14 protein-coding genes are annotated in these 14,596 nt (G+C 67.8%); 5 read left to right on the top strand and 9 right to left on the bottom strand.

The window, feature by feature from the left end; genetic code table 11:
• Positions 1 to 113: 113 nt before the first annotated feature.
• From FOZ70_RS01725 to FOZ70_RS01705, 5 genes are all read left to right on the top strand, one after another.
• Positions 114 to 1,361, top strand: coding sequence for a dienelactone hydrolase family protein (locus FOZ70_RS01725; RefSeq protein WP_060125239.1), 1,248 nt, complete (start codon positions 114 to 116; stop codon positions 1,359 to 1,361).
• A gap of 40 nt (positions 1,362 to 1,401) precedes the next feature.
• The gene (locus FOZ70_RS01720) at positions 1,402 to 2,190 is read left to right on the top strand and encodes an SDR family oxidoreductase (protein ID WP_048027245.1); all 789 of its coding nucleotides are present in this window, start codon (positions 1,402 to 1,404) and stop codon (positions 2,188 to 2,190) included.
• Between the two features lie 64 nt (positions 2,191 to 2,254).
• Positions 2,255 to 3,493 carry a styrene monooxygenase/indole monooxygenase family protein gene (locus FOZ70_RS01715; RefSeq protein WP_219704818.1) on the top strand — a complete coding sequence of 413 codons (1,239 nt, stop codon included), beginning with the start codon at positions 2,255 to 2,257 and terminating at the stop codon, positions 3,491 to 3,493.
• A 5-nt stretch (positions 3,494 to 3,498) separates the two neighbouring features.
• A complete protein-coding gene (locus tag FOZ70_RS01710) occupies positions 3,499 to 4,026 on the top strand; it encodes a flavin reductase family protein (RefSeq protein WP_059813322.1) in 528 nt (175 codons plus the stop codon).
• A gap of 36 nt (positions 4,027 to 4,062) precedes the next feature.
• Positions 4,063 to 5,019, top strand: coding sequence for a transporter (locus FOZ70_RS01705; protein ID WP_219704817.1), 957 nt, complete (start codon positions 4,063 to 4,065; stop codon positions 5,017 to 5,019).
• 371 nt (positions 5,020 to 5,390) lie between these two features.
• Here the strand turns inward: FOZ70_RS01705 and FOZ70_RS01700 are convergent, their stop codons facing one another.
• The 9 genes from FOZ70_RS01700 to FOZ70_RS01660 are packed head-to-tail and all read right to left on the bottom strand — an operon-like array spanning position 5,391 to position 14,520.
• Positions 5,391 to 6,353, bottom strand: coding sequence for a type II secretion system F family protein (locus FOZ70_RS01700; protein ID WP_048027247.1), 963 nt, complete (start codon positions 6,351 to 6,353; stop codon positions 5,391 to 5,393).
• Positions 6,354 to 6,389: 36 nt separating this feature from the next.
• On the bottom strand, positions 6,390 to 7,367 hold the full coding sequence (locus FOZ70_RS01695) for a type II secretion system F family protein (RefSeq protein ID WP_048027249.1): 978 nt from the start codon (positions 7,365 to 7,367) through the stop codon (positions 6,390 to 6,392).
• A gap of 33 nt (positions 7,368 to 7,400) precedes the next feature.
• A complete protein-coding gene (locus FOZ70_RS01690; RefSeq protein WP_021158146.1) occupies positions 7,401 to 8,768 on the bottom strand; it encodes a CpaF family protein in 1,368 nt (455 codons plus the stop codon).
• 18 nt (positions 8,769 to 8,786) lie between these two features.
• Positions 8,787 to 9,995 carry an AAA family ATPase gene (locus FOZ70_RS01685; RefSeq protein WP_059555515.1) on the bottom strand — a complete coding sequence of 403 codons (1,209 nt, stop codon included), beginning with the start codon at positions 9,993 to 9,995 and terminating at the stop codon, positions 8,787 to 8,789.
• Between the two features lie 22 nt (positions 9,996 to 10,017).
• Positions 10,018 to 10,461 (bottom strand): TadE family protein, encoded by a 444-nt coding sequence (locus tag FOZ70_RS01680; protein ID WP_021158148.1) that lies wholly within the window; start codon positions 10,459 to 10,461, stop codon positions 10,018 to 10,020.
• Positions 10,458 to 10,991, bottom strand: a complete 534-nt coding sequence (locus FOZ70_RS01675) for a TadE/TadG family type IV pilus assembly protein (protein ID WP_042973877.1) — start codon at positions 10,989 to 10,991, stop codon at positions 10,458 to 10,460. The genes FOZ70_RS01680 and FOZ70_RS01675 overlap by 4 nt, the downstream gene beginning before the upstream one ends.
• Before the next feature lie 12 nt (positions 10,992 to 11,003).
• Complete coding sequence (locus FOZ70_RS01670) at positions 11,004 to 12,269, bottom strand: TadE/TadG family type IV pilus assembly protein (protein ID WP_048027257.1); 1,266 nt, start codon at positions 12,267 to 12,269, stop codon at positions 11,004 to 11,006.
• Between the two features lie 26 nt (positions 12,270 to 12,295).
• Positions 12,296 to 12,592, bottom strand: a complete 297-nt coding sequence (locus FOZ70_RS01665; RefSeq protein ID WP_059648656.1) for a hypothetical protein — start codon at positions 12,590 to 12,592, stop codon at positions 12,296 to 12,298.
• 20 nt (positions 12,593 to 12,612) lie between these two features.
• On the bottom strand, positions 12,613 to 14,520 hold the full coding sequence (locus tag FOZ70_RS01660; protein WP_219704816.1) for a type II and III secretion system protein family protein: 1,908 nt from the start codon (positions 14,518 to 14,520) through the stop codon (positions 12,613 to 12,615).
• Positions 14,521 to 14,596 lie beyond the last annotated feature (76 nt).

The raw sequence follows: 14,596 nt of genomic DNA, 5'->3' as shown, positions 1-14,596 counted from the left end.
GGTGCCGCAGGTTTCCGGAATTCGCGGATACCGGCCGAAGAAAGCGGATAGAAGCGCACGTTTCGTCCGCCAATACTGGGCTCGTCGCAGCAATGAATTCAACGGAGGGACAGATGAAAGGACGTCACATCGAGATTCCGTCGCCGGACGGCGGAACGTTTCGCGCCTACCTGAGCACGCCGGCCGGCGGCAAGGGGCCGGGCATCGTGCTGTGCCACGAGATCTTCGGCGCGAACGCGACGATGCGGGAAGCCGCCGACTACTACGCGGAGGAAGGTTATACGGTGCTCGTGCCCGACCTGTTCTGGCGCCAGGCGCCGGGGATCGAGCTCGGCCATGCGGCAGCCGATGTGGAGCGCGCGATGGCCCTGTATCGCGAATTCGACGAGGACAAGGGCGTCGAGGACATCGGTGCCGCGCTGGACACGCTCAGGCAGCAGCCGGAATGCACGGGTGAAGCCGGCGTGCTCGGCTACTGCCTCGGCGGCAAGCTCGCCTATCTCGCCGCGTGCCGGCTGCCGGGCGTGGCCGCGGCGGTCAGCTACTACGGCGTGGGCATCGAGCAGGCGCTGGACGAGGCCGCGCACCTGCAGGGCCGGCTCGTGCTGCAGATCGCGGGGCTGGACCGCTTCTGCCCGCCCGACGCGCAGCAGCGCATCGCCGACGCGCTGTCCGGCCGCGACGGCGTCGAAGTGTATGTGTATCCGGGCGTCGATCACGCGTTCGCCCGCGTCGGCGGCGATCATTTCGACAAGGCCGCCGCGGTCATGGCCCACCAGCGCGCGATCGCAGCGTTCCGCGCCGCGCTCGGCCCGCACTACGACCTGTCCACACTGTGGGAAGCGCATCTCGAACACGAATTCGCCACGCGCAACGTCGATGCCACGATGGCGACGATGGTCGCCGAGCCGTACGTCAACCATGTTCCGACGCTGACGGGCGGCGTCGGCCACGACGAGCTCAAGCGCTTCTACACGCATCACTTCGTGCATGCGAATCCGCCCGACACGACGATCACCCCGATCTCGCGCACGATCGGCGCGAGCCAGGTCGTCGACGAACTGCTGTTCTGCTTCACGCACACCACCGAGATCGACTGGATGCTGCCGGGCGTCGCGCCCACCGGCAAGCGCGTCGAGATTCCACTCGTCGCGATCGTCAAGTTTCGCGGCGACAAGCTCTATCACGAGCACATCTACTGGGACCAGGCGAGCGTGCTCGTGCAGATCGGCCTGCTCGATCCGGCCGGCCTGCCGGTCGCGGGCGTCGAGACGGCCCGCAAGCTGCTCGACGAAACCGTGCCGTCGAACGGCCTGATGCGCCGCTGGCACGACAGCGAGCCGTCGACGGGTGCGCACTGACGCGCCCCCTCCCTCACCCCACGATTCACGGAGACACCCCATGACTGCCCTTGCTGGCAAAGTCGCGATCGTCACCGGCGGCGCCACGCTGATCGGCGCCGCGGTCGCGCAGGACCTGAGCCGCGCCGGTGCATGCGTCGCGATCCTCGATCTCGATGCGGACAACGGTGCGCGCGTCGCGGGTTCCCTCGGCGACAAGGCGATGTTCGTCGCGCTCGACATCACCGACGATCGCGCGATCGAACGTGCGATATCGGCCATCGTCGAGCGGTTCGGCGCGATCGACGTGCTCGTCAACCTCGCGTGCAGCTACGTCGACAACGGCATCCAGGCGACCCGCAACGACTGGCTCGCCGCGATGGACGTCAACGTCGTGTCGGCAGCGATGCTCGCGAAGGCCGTGCATCCGCACATGGCCCGGCGCGGCGGCGGCGCGATCGTGAACTTCAGCTCGATCTCGGCCGAGTGCGCGCAGACCGGCCGCTGGCTGTATCCGACGTCCAAGGCGGCGATCCGCCAGCTCACGCGCAGCATGGCGATGGATCTCGCGCCCGAGCGCATTCGCGTCAACTCGGTATCGCCGGGATGGACGTGGTCGCGCGTGATGGACGAGCTGACGCACGGCGACCGCGCGAAGACCGATCGCGTCGCCGCGCCGTTCCACCTGCTCGGCCGCGTCGGCGATCCGTCCGAGGTCGCGCAGGTCGTGACCTTCCTGTGCAGCGACGCGGCGAGCTTCGTGACGGGCGCCGACTACGCGGTCGATGGCGGTTATTCCGCGATGGGCCCCGAGCAGGCGGTGCCGGCCATTCCGCGGCTCGCGGAGTGACCGTTCCCCGCCGCCGCTTCCCGCAATCATTCCGGCCGGCCTCCGGCCAACCAAGGACATCCCCATGAGACGTATCGCCATCGTCGGCGCCGGCCAGTCCGGCCTGCAACTCGCCTTCGCCCTGCTCGGCCAGGGCTATCACGTGACGCTCGCGACCAATCGCGACGCCGAACAGATCCGCACGGGCAAGGTCATGTCGAGCCAGTGCATGTTCCATACCGCGCTGCAGATCGAGCGCGACCTCGGCCTGAACACCTGGGAGGAAGCGTGCCCGTCCGTCGAAGGGATCGGCGTCGCGGTACCGCATCCGGACGGCGGCGGCCGGAAGGCGATCGACTGGTCGTCGCGGCTGACCCGCTACGCGCAGTCGGTCGACCAGCGCGTGAAAATGGCCGACTGGCTCGACGGCGTGCGCCGCCGCGGCGCGGACGTGCGCATCGGCGACATCGGCGTGCCCGAACTCGAGGAACTGGCGCGCAGCCACGACCTCGTGCTGCTCGCGGCCGGGAAGGGCGAGATCGTCAACCTGCTCGTCCGCGACGACGCGCGCAGCGCGTTCGACCGCCCGCAACGTGCGCTGGCCCTCACCTATGTGAAAGGGATGACGCCGAGCCAGCCGTATTCGCGCGTGCGCTTCAACCTGCTGCCCGGCATCGGCGAGTATTTCGTGTTCCCCGCGCTGACCACGACGGGCCCGTGCGAAATCATGGTGTTCGAAGGCATTCCGGGCGGCCCGCTCGACTGCTGGGCCGACGTGAAGACGCCCGAGCAGCATCTGGACCGGAGCCTGTCGTTCCTGCGGCAATACGTGCCGTGGGAATTCGAGCGCTGTCGCGACGTCGAGCTCACCGATCCGAACGGCACGCTGGCCGGGCGCTTCGCGCCGACGGTGCGCAAGCCGTTCTTCCGGCTGCCGTCGGGCCGCACGGTGTTCGGGATGGCCGATGCGGTGGTCGTCAACGATCCGATCACCGGGCAAGGCTCGAACAACGCCGCGAAATGCGCGAACGCATATTTCGATGCGATCGTCGCGCGCGATGCCGCGCCGTTCGGTGAAGACTGGATGCAGCAGACGTTCGAAGGCTATTGGGCCTATGCGCAGCATGTCGTGCGCTGGACCAACTCGCTGCTCACCCCCCCGCCGCCGCACATCCTCGAACTGCTCGGCGCGGCCGGCCAGTTGCCGTCGCTCGCCGCGGCGATCGTCGACGGCTTCGACGATCCGCGCCGGTTCTCGCCGTGGTGGTTCGAGCCGTCGGCCTGCGCGGCGTTCATCCGCGAACACAGCGCACGTTCGGAGTGACCGGCATGGAAACTATCGCTACCGCCCCCCCGACCCTCGACCCGATGCAGCTGCGCGCCGCGTTCGGGCAGTTCCCGACCGGCGTCACCGTGATCACCACGTGCGCGGCCGACGGACGCAAGGTGGGCCTCACCGCCAATTCGTTCTCGTCGCTGTCGCTCGATCCGCCGCTCGTGCTGTGGAGCCTTCGCAAGCTCGCGCCGAGCCGCCCGGATTTCATCGCGGCCACCCATTTCGCGATCAACATCCTCGCGCACGACCAGATCGACCTGTCGCGCCGCTTCGCGACGCCCAGCGCCGACAAGTTCGACGGCGTGCCGCACGCGGATTCGGAAGCCGGCGGCGTGCCCTGCCTCGACGGCGCGAGCGCGCGCTTCGTGTGCCGCAACGTCGGCCACTACGAAGGCGGCGATCACCTGCTCTTCATCGGCCAGATCGAACAGTTCGACGCGTTCGGCAAGGCGCCGCTCGTGTTTCATGCGGGCCAGTATCGTGCGATCGCCGATCATCCCGATCTTTTTCGCACCGTTTGATTAGTTATACAGATAAATAACCAGGAGGTGGTGAACATGAAATTCGGCTCTTGCCTGCTCGTCGTCGCGGGCCTCTCGATCGCCGGCATGGCCGCAAGCGCGCCGGCCCGCGCAGCCGACCTGCCGGCGGTCAACCTCGGCATGACCAGCTTCCTCGACGGCATGCCGCCGGCCGGCTCCGGCTGGTACGGCACGCAGTACCTGCAGTACTACACGGCCGGCCGCGTCAACGACAACGCGGGCAACAAGGTCGGGTTGCCGAAGCAGGACATCGACCTGTTCGCGGGGCTGAGCCAGCTCGTCTATCAGTCGCCGCAGACGTTCGCGGGCATGCATCCGGGCCTCGACGTGATCCTGCCGTGGATCGCGTCGGCGCGGACCGACGACGGCCTCGGCAACGTCGCGCTGAATGCGCGTGCCGGCTTCGGCGACCTGCTGATCGGGCCGTTCGTCCAGTTCGACCCGGTGATGGGCGCGCAAGGCCCGCGTTTCGCGCAGCGCGTGGAATTCCAGTTCATCGTGCCGACCGGCGCGTACGACCCGTCGCGCGCGATCAACCCGGGCAGCCATGCCTGGTCGTTCGACCCGTACTGGGCGGCGACGCTGTGGCTCACGCCGAAATGGACCGTGTCGTGGCGGCTGCACTATCTGTGGAACACGACCAACCATCGGCCGGCCACGTCGCTCGGCCCGGACGTGACGTCGACGCAGGCCGGCCAGGCGATCCACGCGAACTTCGCGACCGAGTACGAGGTGCGCCCCGGCCTGCGGCTGGGGATCAACGGCTACTGGCTGCGACAGACCACCGACATGAAGGAAAACGGGCAGGACGTGCCGGGCACGCGGGAGGCCGTGTTCGCGATCGGCCCGGGGGCCATGTACAGCTTCTCGCAGCAGGATCACCTGATGTTCAACGCGTATTTCGAGACCTATGCGCGGAACCGGCCGCAGGGCACGCGGATGGTGCTGCGGTACGTGCATCACTTTCAGTGACGGTCGAGACCGGGCGAACGGGGCCCGAAGCGGCCGAAGTGCCGGGCGAATGGCGGCCGTGACGCCGCGTGCACACCGGTCGCGAACCGCGACCTCCGCTGCATCGCGTACGGCGTGATGCCGGCAAATTTCGCCGGCATTCAGGTTAGCAGTAGGGGGCAGCCGATCAGGCGGTGGACTACGGCTAGTTCCATGGCCGACCATGGGTCCAGGATGCATTGACGCCGCTATGGTCAACCTGTCTCGCGGCGCCGCCTGGGGAGGGAGCCTCCATGAAGCCTGTTGCCGTGCCGGCCGGCGGCGGTGGCCGCCCGGCACGCGAATCCTTCATCGCCGTTTCCGCCGATCCCGGCGTAACGCCGGTTCGCCGCTTACTGCGACATCCCGACGAACGTCGGCAACAGCACGCGATAGACGTGAATCATCGCCGGCCCGAGCAGCACCAGCATCAGCGACGGAAAGATGCAGAAGATCAGCGGGAACAGCAGTTTCAACGCAATCTTCGCGGCCCGCTCCTCCGCGCGCATCCGGCGCCGCGTGCGCAGCATGTCCGACAGCACGCGCAGCGATTCGCTGATGCTCGTGCCGAAACGATCGGCCTGGATCAGCATCGCGCAGAACGATTCGATGTCCTCGACGCCGGTACGCAACGCGAGATTGCGCAGTGCCGTCTCCTTCGTGAAGCCGGAGCGCATCTCGAGCAGCAGCAGGTCGAGTTCGCTCGAGACCACCTCGCTGCTGAACCGCAGCTCCTCGCTCACCTTCATCAGCGCCGCGTCGAGCCCCAGCCCCGCTTCGACGCACACCGTGAGCAGGTCGAGCGCGTCCGGGAAATCCTCGAAGATCTTCTGCTGGCGCACCTTGATCCGCTGCGACAGCACGATGTTCGGGATGTAGTAGCCGATCCCGGCGAGCACGACGAGGATGACCGACAGGAGTTCGCGCTGATCCCCGAGCCGGGTCGTGATCAGCACCAGCAGCGCCGCGCACGGCACGGCGAGCGCGAGCATCGTCTTCGCGGTGAAGTACAGCGCCGCCGCGCTCGGGTTGCGCCAGCCGGCGTTCATGAGCCGGATGCGCAGCGGCGAATTCTCCCAACCGTCCTTCGGCACCGACAGCCTGGAGATCGGGGTGGACAGCTCCACCAGCTTCGCGACCCAGCGCGACGCCAGGTCGTCGCTGTCGCCGGGGCCCGTGCCGGCGCCGCCGGCCTGCTGGATCCGGCGCTGGATATTACGCGGCGCGAACAGCAGCATCCCGATCAGGGCGCCGCCGGCCACGAAGATGAACAGGCCGCCCAGCATCACGGCGTGAACTACGCTCAGGTTTTGCATGACAGTCTCGCTAAGGTTCGTTATTCAGCTCACGCGTCAGACGCGAATCCGGACAATGCGGCGAATCCACAGCAGGCCAAAGAGCATCGTCACCAGCATCGTGCCGACCATCCTGATCCCGGCCGGATCTTCCCAGAGCACCGACAGGAACTCGCGGTTCATCACCGCGATCGCCCCGGCCGTACCGAACGGCAGCAGCCCGAGGATCCACGCCGACAGCCGCCCTTCCGCCGACAGCACACGCACCTTGTCGAACAACTTGAAGCGCTCGCGGATCAGCGCGGAGATGCTGTCGAGCAGCTCGGCCAGGTTGCCGCCGGTCTCGCGCTGGATCAGCACCGCGATCACGAAATAGCGCAGGTCCTGCACCGGCACGCGCGTCGCGAGATTCATCAGCGCGTCGTGCAGCGACACGCCGTAGTTGACCTCGTCGAACGTGACCCGGAACTCGCCGCCCATCGGATCGGGAAACTCCTCGCTCACCATCCCGAGCGTGCTCGTGAACGAATGACCGGAACGCAGCGCGCGCGAAATCATGTCGCAGATGTCCGGCAACTGCCGTTCGAGCTTGCGCATGCGCCGCCGGCGGGCGCGCATCACGACCATCGCCGGCAGGCATCCGGCACACAGCGCGATCGGCAGCGCAGCCAGCTGCGGCAACGTGGCGAAACTCAGCGCGACCCACGCGATCGCCGGAAACACCGCGCTGAGCACGATCAGCTTCGACAGCGTCCAGTCGAGGCCCGATTGCTGGATCAGGAGATCGAGCGCCTGCACGCGCGGCACGCGCAGCAGCAACTGGTCGAACGGCTTCGACTCGTCGAGCATCCGTTTCTTCAGGATCGACAGCCGCTCCTGCTGGACGTTGCCGCCGGCCGACATCGCGCGAATGCGCGACTCGATCCGGCGCGCGGCAGCGCCGTGCCGCGCGTTCCACCATTGATAGGTGCCTTCGATCGTCAGCACGACCGCGACGAACATGAGAATCACAAAGGCGTAAAAGATCGTGTTCATGAGGTCTCCCCGGCGGTTAGCGGCGCCCTGTCGTCAGTTCGTCTCGTAACGCTGCGACGGGTCGTACAGCGAATCCGGCAGGTTGATGCCGAACGCCTGCAGCCGCTCGACGAACTTCGGCCGCACGCCGGTCGCGCAGAAGTGGCCGCGTACCGAGCCGTCGCGGTCCACGCCCGTGCGCTTGAACGTGAAGATCTCCTGCATGTTGATGATGTCGCCTTCCATCCCGGTCAGCTCCTGGATGCTGACGATCTTGCGCTTGCCGTCCGTCAGCCGCGCCGCCTGCACGACCACCGAGATCGCCGATGCGATCTGCTGGCGCATCGTCTTCGGCGGCAGCGTCAGGCCGGAGACGCTGATCATGTTCTCGAGCCGCGTCAGCGCGTCGCGCGGCGTGTTCGCGTGGATCGTCGCGAGCGAGCCTTCGTGGCCGGTGTTCATCGCATTGAGCATGTCGAGCGCTTCGGCGCCGCGCACTTCGCCGAGGATGATCCGGTCGGGGCGCATCCGCAGCGCGTTGCGCACCAGCGTGCGCTGCGTGATCTCGCCCTTGCCCTCGATGTTCGGCGGGCGCGTTTCGAGCCGCAGCACATGCGGCTGCTGCAGTTGCAGCTCGGCGGCGTCCTCGATCGTCACGATCCGCTCGTTGCGCGGAATGTAGCCGGACAGGATGTTGAGCAGCGTCGTCTTGCCGCTGCCGGTGCCGCCCGACACCAGCACGTTCACCTTCGCGCGCGACAGCGCATCGAGCAGTTCGGCCATCGGCGGCGTCAGGCTGTGGTAGCGCACGAGGTCGTCCATCTTCAGCGGGTTGACCGCGAAGCGCCGGATCGACATCAGCGGCCCGTCGATCGCGGACGGCGGGATGATCGCGTTCACGCGCGAGCCGTCCGGCAGGCGTGCGTCGACCATCGGGCTCGATTCGTCGATGCGGCGCCCGACGCGCGACACGATCTTCTCGATCACCTTCATCAGGTGCGCATCGTCGTAGAACGTCACGTCGGTCAGTTCGAGCTGGCCGGCGCGCTCGACGTAGACCTGCCGGTACGTGTTCACGAGGATGTCGGAAATGCCGGGGTCGCGCAGCAGCGCTTCGAGCGGGCCGAAGCCGAACATCTCGTCGTACACGTCGATCGCGAGCTGCCGCCGCTCGATGTCGTTCGCGGGCATCCGTTCGTCGTCGAGGATGCGCGAGATCAGCCCGGCGATTTCCTGCCGGACCTGATCCTGCTGCAACCGCGACAGGCGCTCCAGCTCGACGCGCTCGAGCACCGCCAGGTGAATTTCGCGGCGCAGCTTCTGGTACGCGTCGCGTACCGACGAATGCGCCGGGCCGGCCGGTTCGTTGCCCGCCGCCAGCGGCTGGGCCCGGTGCAACGACATCTGTTCGCGCAATGACATGATGGTTCCCCGAAAGATTTACATGGACTTGAGCTTCGGCGTGGCCTTGCGGCCGAACAGCCGGGACATCAGCGGTTCGCTGTGCTTGGTGCCGCGCCCCACGCGCACCTCCCCTTCGACGAGCTGCTTCGCGTATCCCTGCAGCGCACGCGCGACCGTCGTGCCGCGCGCGAGACGCGACACCGGGTGGCCCTGGTTGATCGCTTCGAGCACGGTGTCGACATCGTCCGGAATCGTGCAGGCCGCCTGCAGGCCGAGCACTTCCTCGAGCGCGGTGCGGGTCCGGTCGCTCGCGCGCGTCGCGCGGTTCAGGACGAGCCGCATCTGGTCGGTCGAATAACCGAGCGACACGAGGATCTCCAGCAGCCGGCGGCCCGCGCGCACGTGCGGCATCGCGGGTTGCATCACGAGCTGGATCTGGTCGCTGCGATCGAGCGCGACCATCGACAGCGGATTGATGCAGACGCCCAGGTCGAAGAGCACGAAGTCGTAGCGCGGCGCGGCGACGCCGAGGATCCATTCGAGCGCGTCCTCGCGCATCTCGGCGGCCTTGACCGGGTCGCCGGCGCCGGCGAGCACGTGGAAGTTCTCCGTCACGCGCGCGACGCTCGCATCGAGGAACGCGCTGTCGAGCCGCTCGATCTGCGCACACAGCTGCGGCAGCGTCGACGGCGGGGTTTCGTCGCTGACGAGGAACGCCGCGTCGGCGAACTGCTGGTTCAGGTCGATCAGCAGCACGCGGCGCTTGAAGCCTTCCGCGATCTCGAAAGCGATGTTGCTGGCCGCGAAGCTCGTGCCGGCCCCGCCCTTGCACGACATGAACGACACGATCCGCGTATCGTCGGTGTCGCGCCGCGTGCTTTGCGCGGCCGCGCGTGCGAGCGCATTGCCGAGCGCCTGCAGGTCGAGCGGCCACTGCAGCACGTCGCGCGCGCCCGCGCGCATCGCGTCGAGCAGCACGTGCGGCGACGCATCCGCCGTCACGAGGATGCAGGTCAGCCCGGTGTGAACCCGGCAGATCCGCTCGATGGCCGCCAGCTCGGGCGCGTCGAGCGACGTGCCATCGACCAGCAGGATGTCGAACGCGTCGAGCCCGTCGGTGCGATGCTCGATCTGCGACGGGCGGCCGGTCGCGCGTGTGGCGCGATAGCGTCCGCAGTCGGTCACGAGGCGCGCGATCTGCGTGAGCCGCGCGGTATCGTCGGAAGCTACGAGGATGTTGATCATGTCGTGTGCCTCGCCTGTTCGATCAATTGCAGTTTGCACCGCCGGTCGCGGAAGTCAGGCTTTCGCGCGGCAGCGTCGTCGTGAACGGCGGCATCTTCACCGACACGTTCATGAACGGGATCATCGTCTTGACCGTGACGTTCGTGACGCTCACCGTCACGAACGCGCAGGTGTTCACGGTACAGCTCGCCGGCGAGTAGTTCACCGACACGTTCGCGTTCGACAGCAGCGGCAGCAGCGCCGTCACGCGTTTCGCGACACCGGCGGCATTGACGTCGCAGACCACCGCCGTGCGCGCACCGAGGCGCACGGCCTCGCTCGCGGTACTCCAGTAGAACAGCACACGACCGAATTCGAAGATGCCGATCAGCAGCATGACCAGGACCGACGCGATGAGCCCGAACTCGACGATCGTCGAGCCGCGTTGGCCGCGCCGGCGTGACAGGGGGACTGGGCGCGCGCTCATGACACTTGCCTCATCACGGTGACGATGTTGCCGAACGGGATCGACGTCAGCCCCGGATACGCGGGGATCGGCTGGTACGTGTAGCCCTTGATCTTCACCTCGACGACGTTGATCGCACCTGTCGCCGTGCCGCTCGCCGCATTGTTGTTCGAGTCGTAGGTCGGCAGGTTCGAGAATTGCGCCGGGTCGGACGCGTCGCTGCAACCGGTCGTATGCTGCGCGTCGCAGATGGTCACCATCGACGTCGTGAGGCCCGGCACCAGTTCAGTGCCGGCCGAGCCGCACGTCGTGCTGCCGTAGACGACGAGGCACTGCGCCGCCGACACCGGATACGCGCTGTCGGTCGGCAGCCAGATCGACAGGTAGCGCGCCGCGTCGCGGGTCGCCTTGGTCAGCGTCTCGTACTGGTAGATCGCGCGGCCGAACTCGGCCACGCCGGTCGCGAGCAGGATCATCGGAATCAGCACGATCGCAAACTCGACGGCGGCCACGCCACGGGTGCGCGAACGGCGAAACGGGGGCCTTTTCATGATCGTCTCTCCCTATTGAACGAGCATCGGCACCTGGACCCCGGACGCGCTGCCGTCGCCGGGCAAGCCGTGCGTCGCGCACGGATTGTTGCCGGAGACCGACGAGCCGAGGTATTCGAGGTGCGCTATGACGGGGCCACTGCCCGAGCTGAACGGCAGCGGATCGAGCATCAGCACGCAATCCCATTGCGTCACGTGCACCTTGCCGCTGTTCCCCTTCAGCGACGAGCAGTCGCCTTCCGGCGCGAGCGCGACACGGCGGTCGCCGCCATAGGTCTGGTAGTTGCTCGCCGTGACGGTGCCGTTGGTGGAGATCCCGCTGCCCGACGGCGGCGCGCCGTCGCCCTGGTAAGGCTTGAAGTTCGAGCGGTCGGTCACGAACTGCGTGTACGCATCACCCTTGATGCCCGCCGTTCCGGGCGGCCCGTAGTTCGGGCCGACATATGCGTAGCCGGTGAAGTCGGGTTGGCCGCTCGAGCCGTTCGCGCCGTTCGTATAGATGCCGAAGCGCGTATTCCAGGCGCGGAACGACGCCGACTTCAGGCCGGTGGTGCCGAGGTCGGGCGGGCTCGTGATATTGCAGGTATTGCCCGACAGCTCGCTCGCGATGGTCGGCTCGTTCGTCGAGCCGTCGAGTGCCGCCCAGCCGAAGTTGCCGGGCCCGTAAGACGAACCGGACGGCGACGTGATCCAGTCGCCGACGTTGTAGGACGGCGCGCCCGTGGCCCGGCATACGAACACCGGGATCGCGCATGCCGTCTGGCCGCCGCCCACCGTCGCGATCGCGCTGGCCGACACGGTCGCCGCGTTCGCGATCTTGGTGCCCGGCAGCACGTTCAGCACTTCCATGAACCAGTGCGAGATGTTGCTCAGCGACGCGGTGCACTGCACGTACTTCACGTTCGCCGGCGTCGTGACCGAGTTCTTCGTCAGGAACGCATTGGTCAGCGAATCGCTGAACGTCACGTTCGTGTCGGTCAGCATCTTCACCGACTGGTTCTGGAAGAACGCGAAATTCAGGTGGCCGGCGGCGATGCCGTCGGCCTCGGCCACGGTCAGGCTGATGGCCCCGGTCAGGTCACGCGCAGCCGACAGCGCGCATGCATCGGCGCTGTTCTGCAGTTCGCTGCGCGTGACGTACAGCTTGCCGAGATCCAGCGCGAGACCGACGAACCCGATCATCACCGCCAGTGCGAGACCGACGATGATCGCGACGGCACCGCGCTGGCGATGCAGGCTGCGACGCATGACTTTCGGATAGCGGGCTGCGCTGTTCATGGCTTTTCTCCCTGAGCGTGCCGTCGTTACTGGGTGGCCTTCCCGATGCCGATCACGAATGCATTGGCGGGCGGATCGACCTGCTTGAACGACTTTTCGTAGTTGTCGAGCGCCGACGCTGCCGCGCCGCCGTCGACCACCGTCGTCGCGGCCGCGTGTTCTGCGGCATGTGGATCGATGATCTGGGCCTGCGTCACGGCGCGGACCGATTCGCCGAAGCGGGTGTCCCACACCGGGGTCGACGACATGCAGCCGGCAAGCGCGAAGGCGAGCGGTGCGGCGAGCGCCGCGCGGCGCACGAATACGAAGTAGGCGGATTTCATGAGTGTCCCCTTGGATGGCATCAACGATCGGTGGACTCGGATTCCGAGCGGGCGACCTGCGCATGGGCGGCCACCGGGAGCCGGTGCGTCGGCTGGGCCGGTGTGGCCGGGCCGGCCGCGGCAAGACGCGCGGCGGTGGCTTCGATGCGCGCGACACGGGCTGCGTTGGCTGCGTCGGGCCGTGGCACGGCAGCCGCCACCGGCGCGGGCGTCTTCTGCGGCTCGGCCGGTACCGGCGGCTGCGCGTCCGCGCCTTGCGGCACACGCGGTGCGGGCAGCGCGGCGGCCGCGGCGGCCGGGGCTTCCGGTTGCGGCGCCGGTGCGGGTGCCTGGGCCGGTGCCTGCGGCGCAGCTGCCGCGCCGTTCGCCGGCTGTGCGCCGGGCTTGCGGACACCACCGCGGCCTTCCATGTTGCCCGTCGCGTACACGTCGACTTCGTTCGGCTTCGAGAAGCTGTCGGTCGGCAGCGGCACGTCGGCGGTCTGCAGCGGCTTCACCAGGTGCGGCGTGATCAGGAAGATCAGCTCGGTGCGATCCTGCTGGAACGACGTGCTGCGGAACAGCGCGCCGAGCACCGGCACCTCACCCACGCCCGGGAGCGCCTTCAGCGCGCCCGTCACGTTGTCCTTGATCAGCCCGCCGATCGCGAACGATTCGCCGTCGCTCATCTGCACCGTCGTCGATGCGCGCCGCGTCGTGATCAGCGGCAGGATCGACGTGCCGCCGATGTTGGTCGCGCTCAGCGTGACACCCGTCTGCGACAGCTCCGACACTTCCGGCGCCACCTTCAGGCTGATCCGGCCGTTGGCGAGCACGGTCGGCGTGAACTTCAGCGCGACGCCGAATTCCTCTTCCTGCAGCGTGATCGACGACGTGCCGTTGCCGCTGCTCTGCGGGATCGGGATGAAGATCTTGCCGCCGGCGAGGAACGTCGCTTCCTGGCCGCTGATCGTCACGAGATTCGGCTCCGCGAGGATCTTGACCAGGTTGTCGGTGTTCTGCGCGTCGGCCGCGAGGTTGAACGGCTTGTTGTTCGCCTTGCTGAACGCGACGCCGCTCGCGACGCCCGCGAGCAGGTTGGTGACCAGCGCCCCGCTCCACGAACCGAACCCGCCCTGGATGTTGAGCGCGCTGCCCATCTGGTTCATCAGCGTCTTCGACACCTCGGCCACCTTCACCTCGAGCATCACCTGCTGCGGCGACGTGACGGCCAGCATGTTCAGCACGCCGCCGCCGCTTTGCTTGCCGCCCGCGGCCGGGTCGCCGGCGCTGTCGCCGTAGGCGCGCGCGATCTGCACGGCCTGCTGTGCGGCCTGCGAGCTCGACACGGTGCCCGACAGCACGATCGTGCCGGCCGCGGTCGTCACGCGGATGTCGCGCTCGGTCGGCATCAGCTGCTGCAACGACGCCTGCAGGCCGCCGGCATCCGCGCCGACTGCCACATCGATCACGCGGCACGCACCGCTCTTGCCCTGCACGATCATGTTCGTCGTGCCGACCGCGAGCCCGAGGATGTACAGCGTCTGCGGCGACACCATCGTGGCCTGCGCGACGGCCGGATTGCCGATCGTCCGGTTACGGACCGGCTCCGGCATCGGCACCAGCAGCGACTTGCCGAGCGGCACGCTGACGCTGGTCGATTCGCGCACGGCGCCGACGCAGTTCGGCCCGCGCAGCGGCCCTGCCGACGCGGCGGGCGCGGCGGCCGCCATTGGCGCCATGCTGATCGTCATCTGCATCGGCCCCTTGCCGACCGCGGCCGGCGCGCTGGCGCCGCCCTTCGTCAGCGCCGCCGACTCGACGCCTTCCTGCGCGAGTGCGCCATAAACCGTGAGCCATCCCGAACAAAGGATCGCGGCCATCATCGTGCCCCGTGCGACGCGTGTGCGCAGCGGGCCGGTATCCGTGCATTGCGGTTTGATCTTCATTTCGTCTGATCCCCCGAGAGACCGGCTCCGTGCCGGTTATCGACTTCCAGGGCCGCCGCGTTGCCGGCGGCCGTTT

The organism is Burkholderia sp. COPS (genome assembly GCF_019425585.1).
GTDB lineage: Bacteria > Pseudomonadota > Gammaproteobacteria > Burkholderiales > Burkholderiaceae > Burkholderia > Burkholderia cepacia.
The sequence above is the reverse complement of the archived record's forward strand: the minus strand, read 5'-3'. Positions and strand labels throughout refer to the sequence as shown.

Bases quoted from the DNA above. Each gene is read 5' to 3' on its own strand.
- FOZ70_RS01725 (WP_060125239.1), top strand. From the start codon at position 114: ATGAAAGGACGTCACATCGAGATTCCGTCGCCGGACGGCGGAACGTTT.
- FOZ70_RS01720 (WP_048027245.1), top strand. From the start codon at position 1,402: ATGACTGCCCTTGCTGGCAAAGTCGCGATCGTCACCGGCGGCGCCACG.
- FOZ70_RS01715 (WP_219704818.1), top strand. From the start codon at position 2,255: ATGAGACGTATCGCCATCGTCGGCGCCGGCCAGTCCGGCCTGCAACTC.
- FOZ70_RS01710 (WP_059813322.1), top strand. From the start codon at position 3,499: ATGGAAACTATCGCTACCGCCCCCCCGACCCTCGACCCGATGCAGCTG.
- FOZ70_RS01705 (WP_219704817.1), top strand. From the start codon at position 4,063: ATGAAATTCGGCTCTTGCCTGCTCGTCGTCGCGGGCCTCTCGATCGCC.
- FOZ70_RS01700 (WP_048027247.1), bottom strand. From the start codon at position 6,353: ATGCAAAACCTGAGCGTAGTTCACGCCGTGATGCTGGGCGGCCTGTTC.
- FOZ70_RS01695 (WP_048027249.1), bottom strand. From the start codon at position 7,367: ATGAACACGATCTTTTACGCCTTTGTGATTCTCATGTTCGTCGCGGTC.
- FOZ70_RS01690 (WP_021158146.1), bottom strand. From the start codon at position 8,768: ATGTCATTGCGCGAACAGATGTCGTTGCACCGGGCCCAGCCGCTGGCG.
- FOZ70_RS01685 (WP_059555515.1), bottom strand. From the start codon at position 9,995: ATGATCAACATCCTCGTAGCTTCCGACGATACCGCGCGGCTCACGCAG.
- FOZ70_RS01680 (WP_021158148.1), bottom strand. From the start codon at position 10,461: ATGAGCGCGCGCCCAGTCCCCCTGTCACGCCGGCGCGGCCAACGCGGC.
- FOZ70_RS01675 (WP_042973877.1), bottom strand. From the start codon at position 10,991: ATGAAAAGGCCCCCGTTTCGCCGTTCGCGCACCCGTGGCGTGGCCGCC.
- FOZ70_RS01670 (WP_048027257.1), bottom strand. From the start codon at position 12,269: ATGAACAGCGCAGCCCGCTATCCGAAAGTCATGCGTCGCAGCCTGCAT.
- FOZ70_RS01665 (WP_059648656.1), bottom strand. From the start codon at position 12,592: ATGAAATCCGCCTACTTCGTATTCGTGCGCCGCGCGGCGCTCGCCGCA.
- FOZ70_RS01660 (WP_219704816.1), bottom strand. From the start codon at position 14,520: ATGAAGATCAAACCGCAATGCACGGATACCGGCCCGCTGCGCACACGC.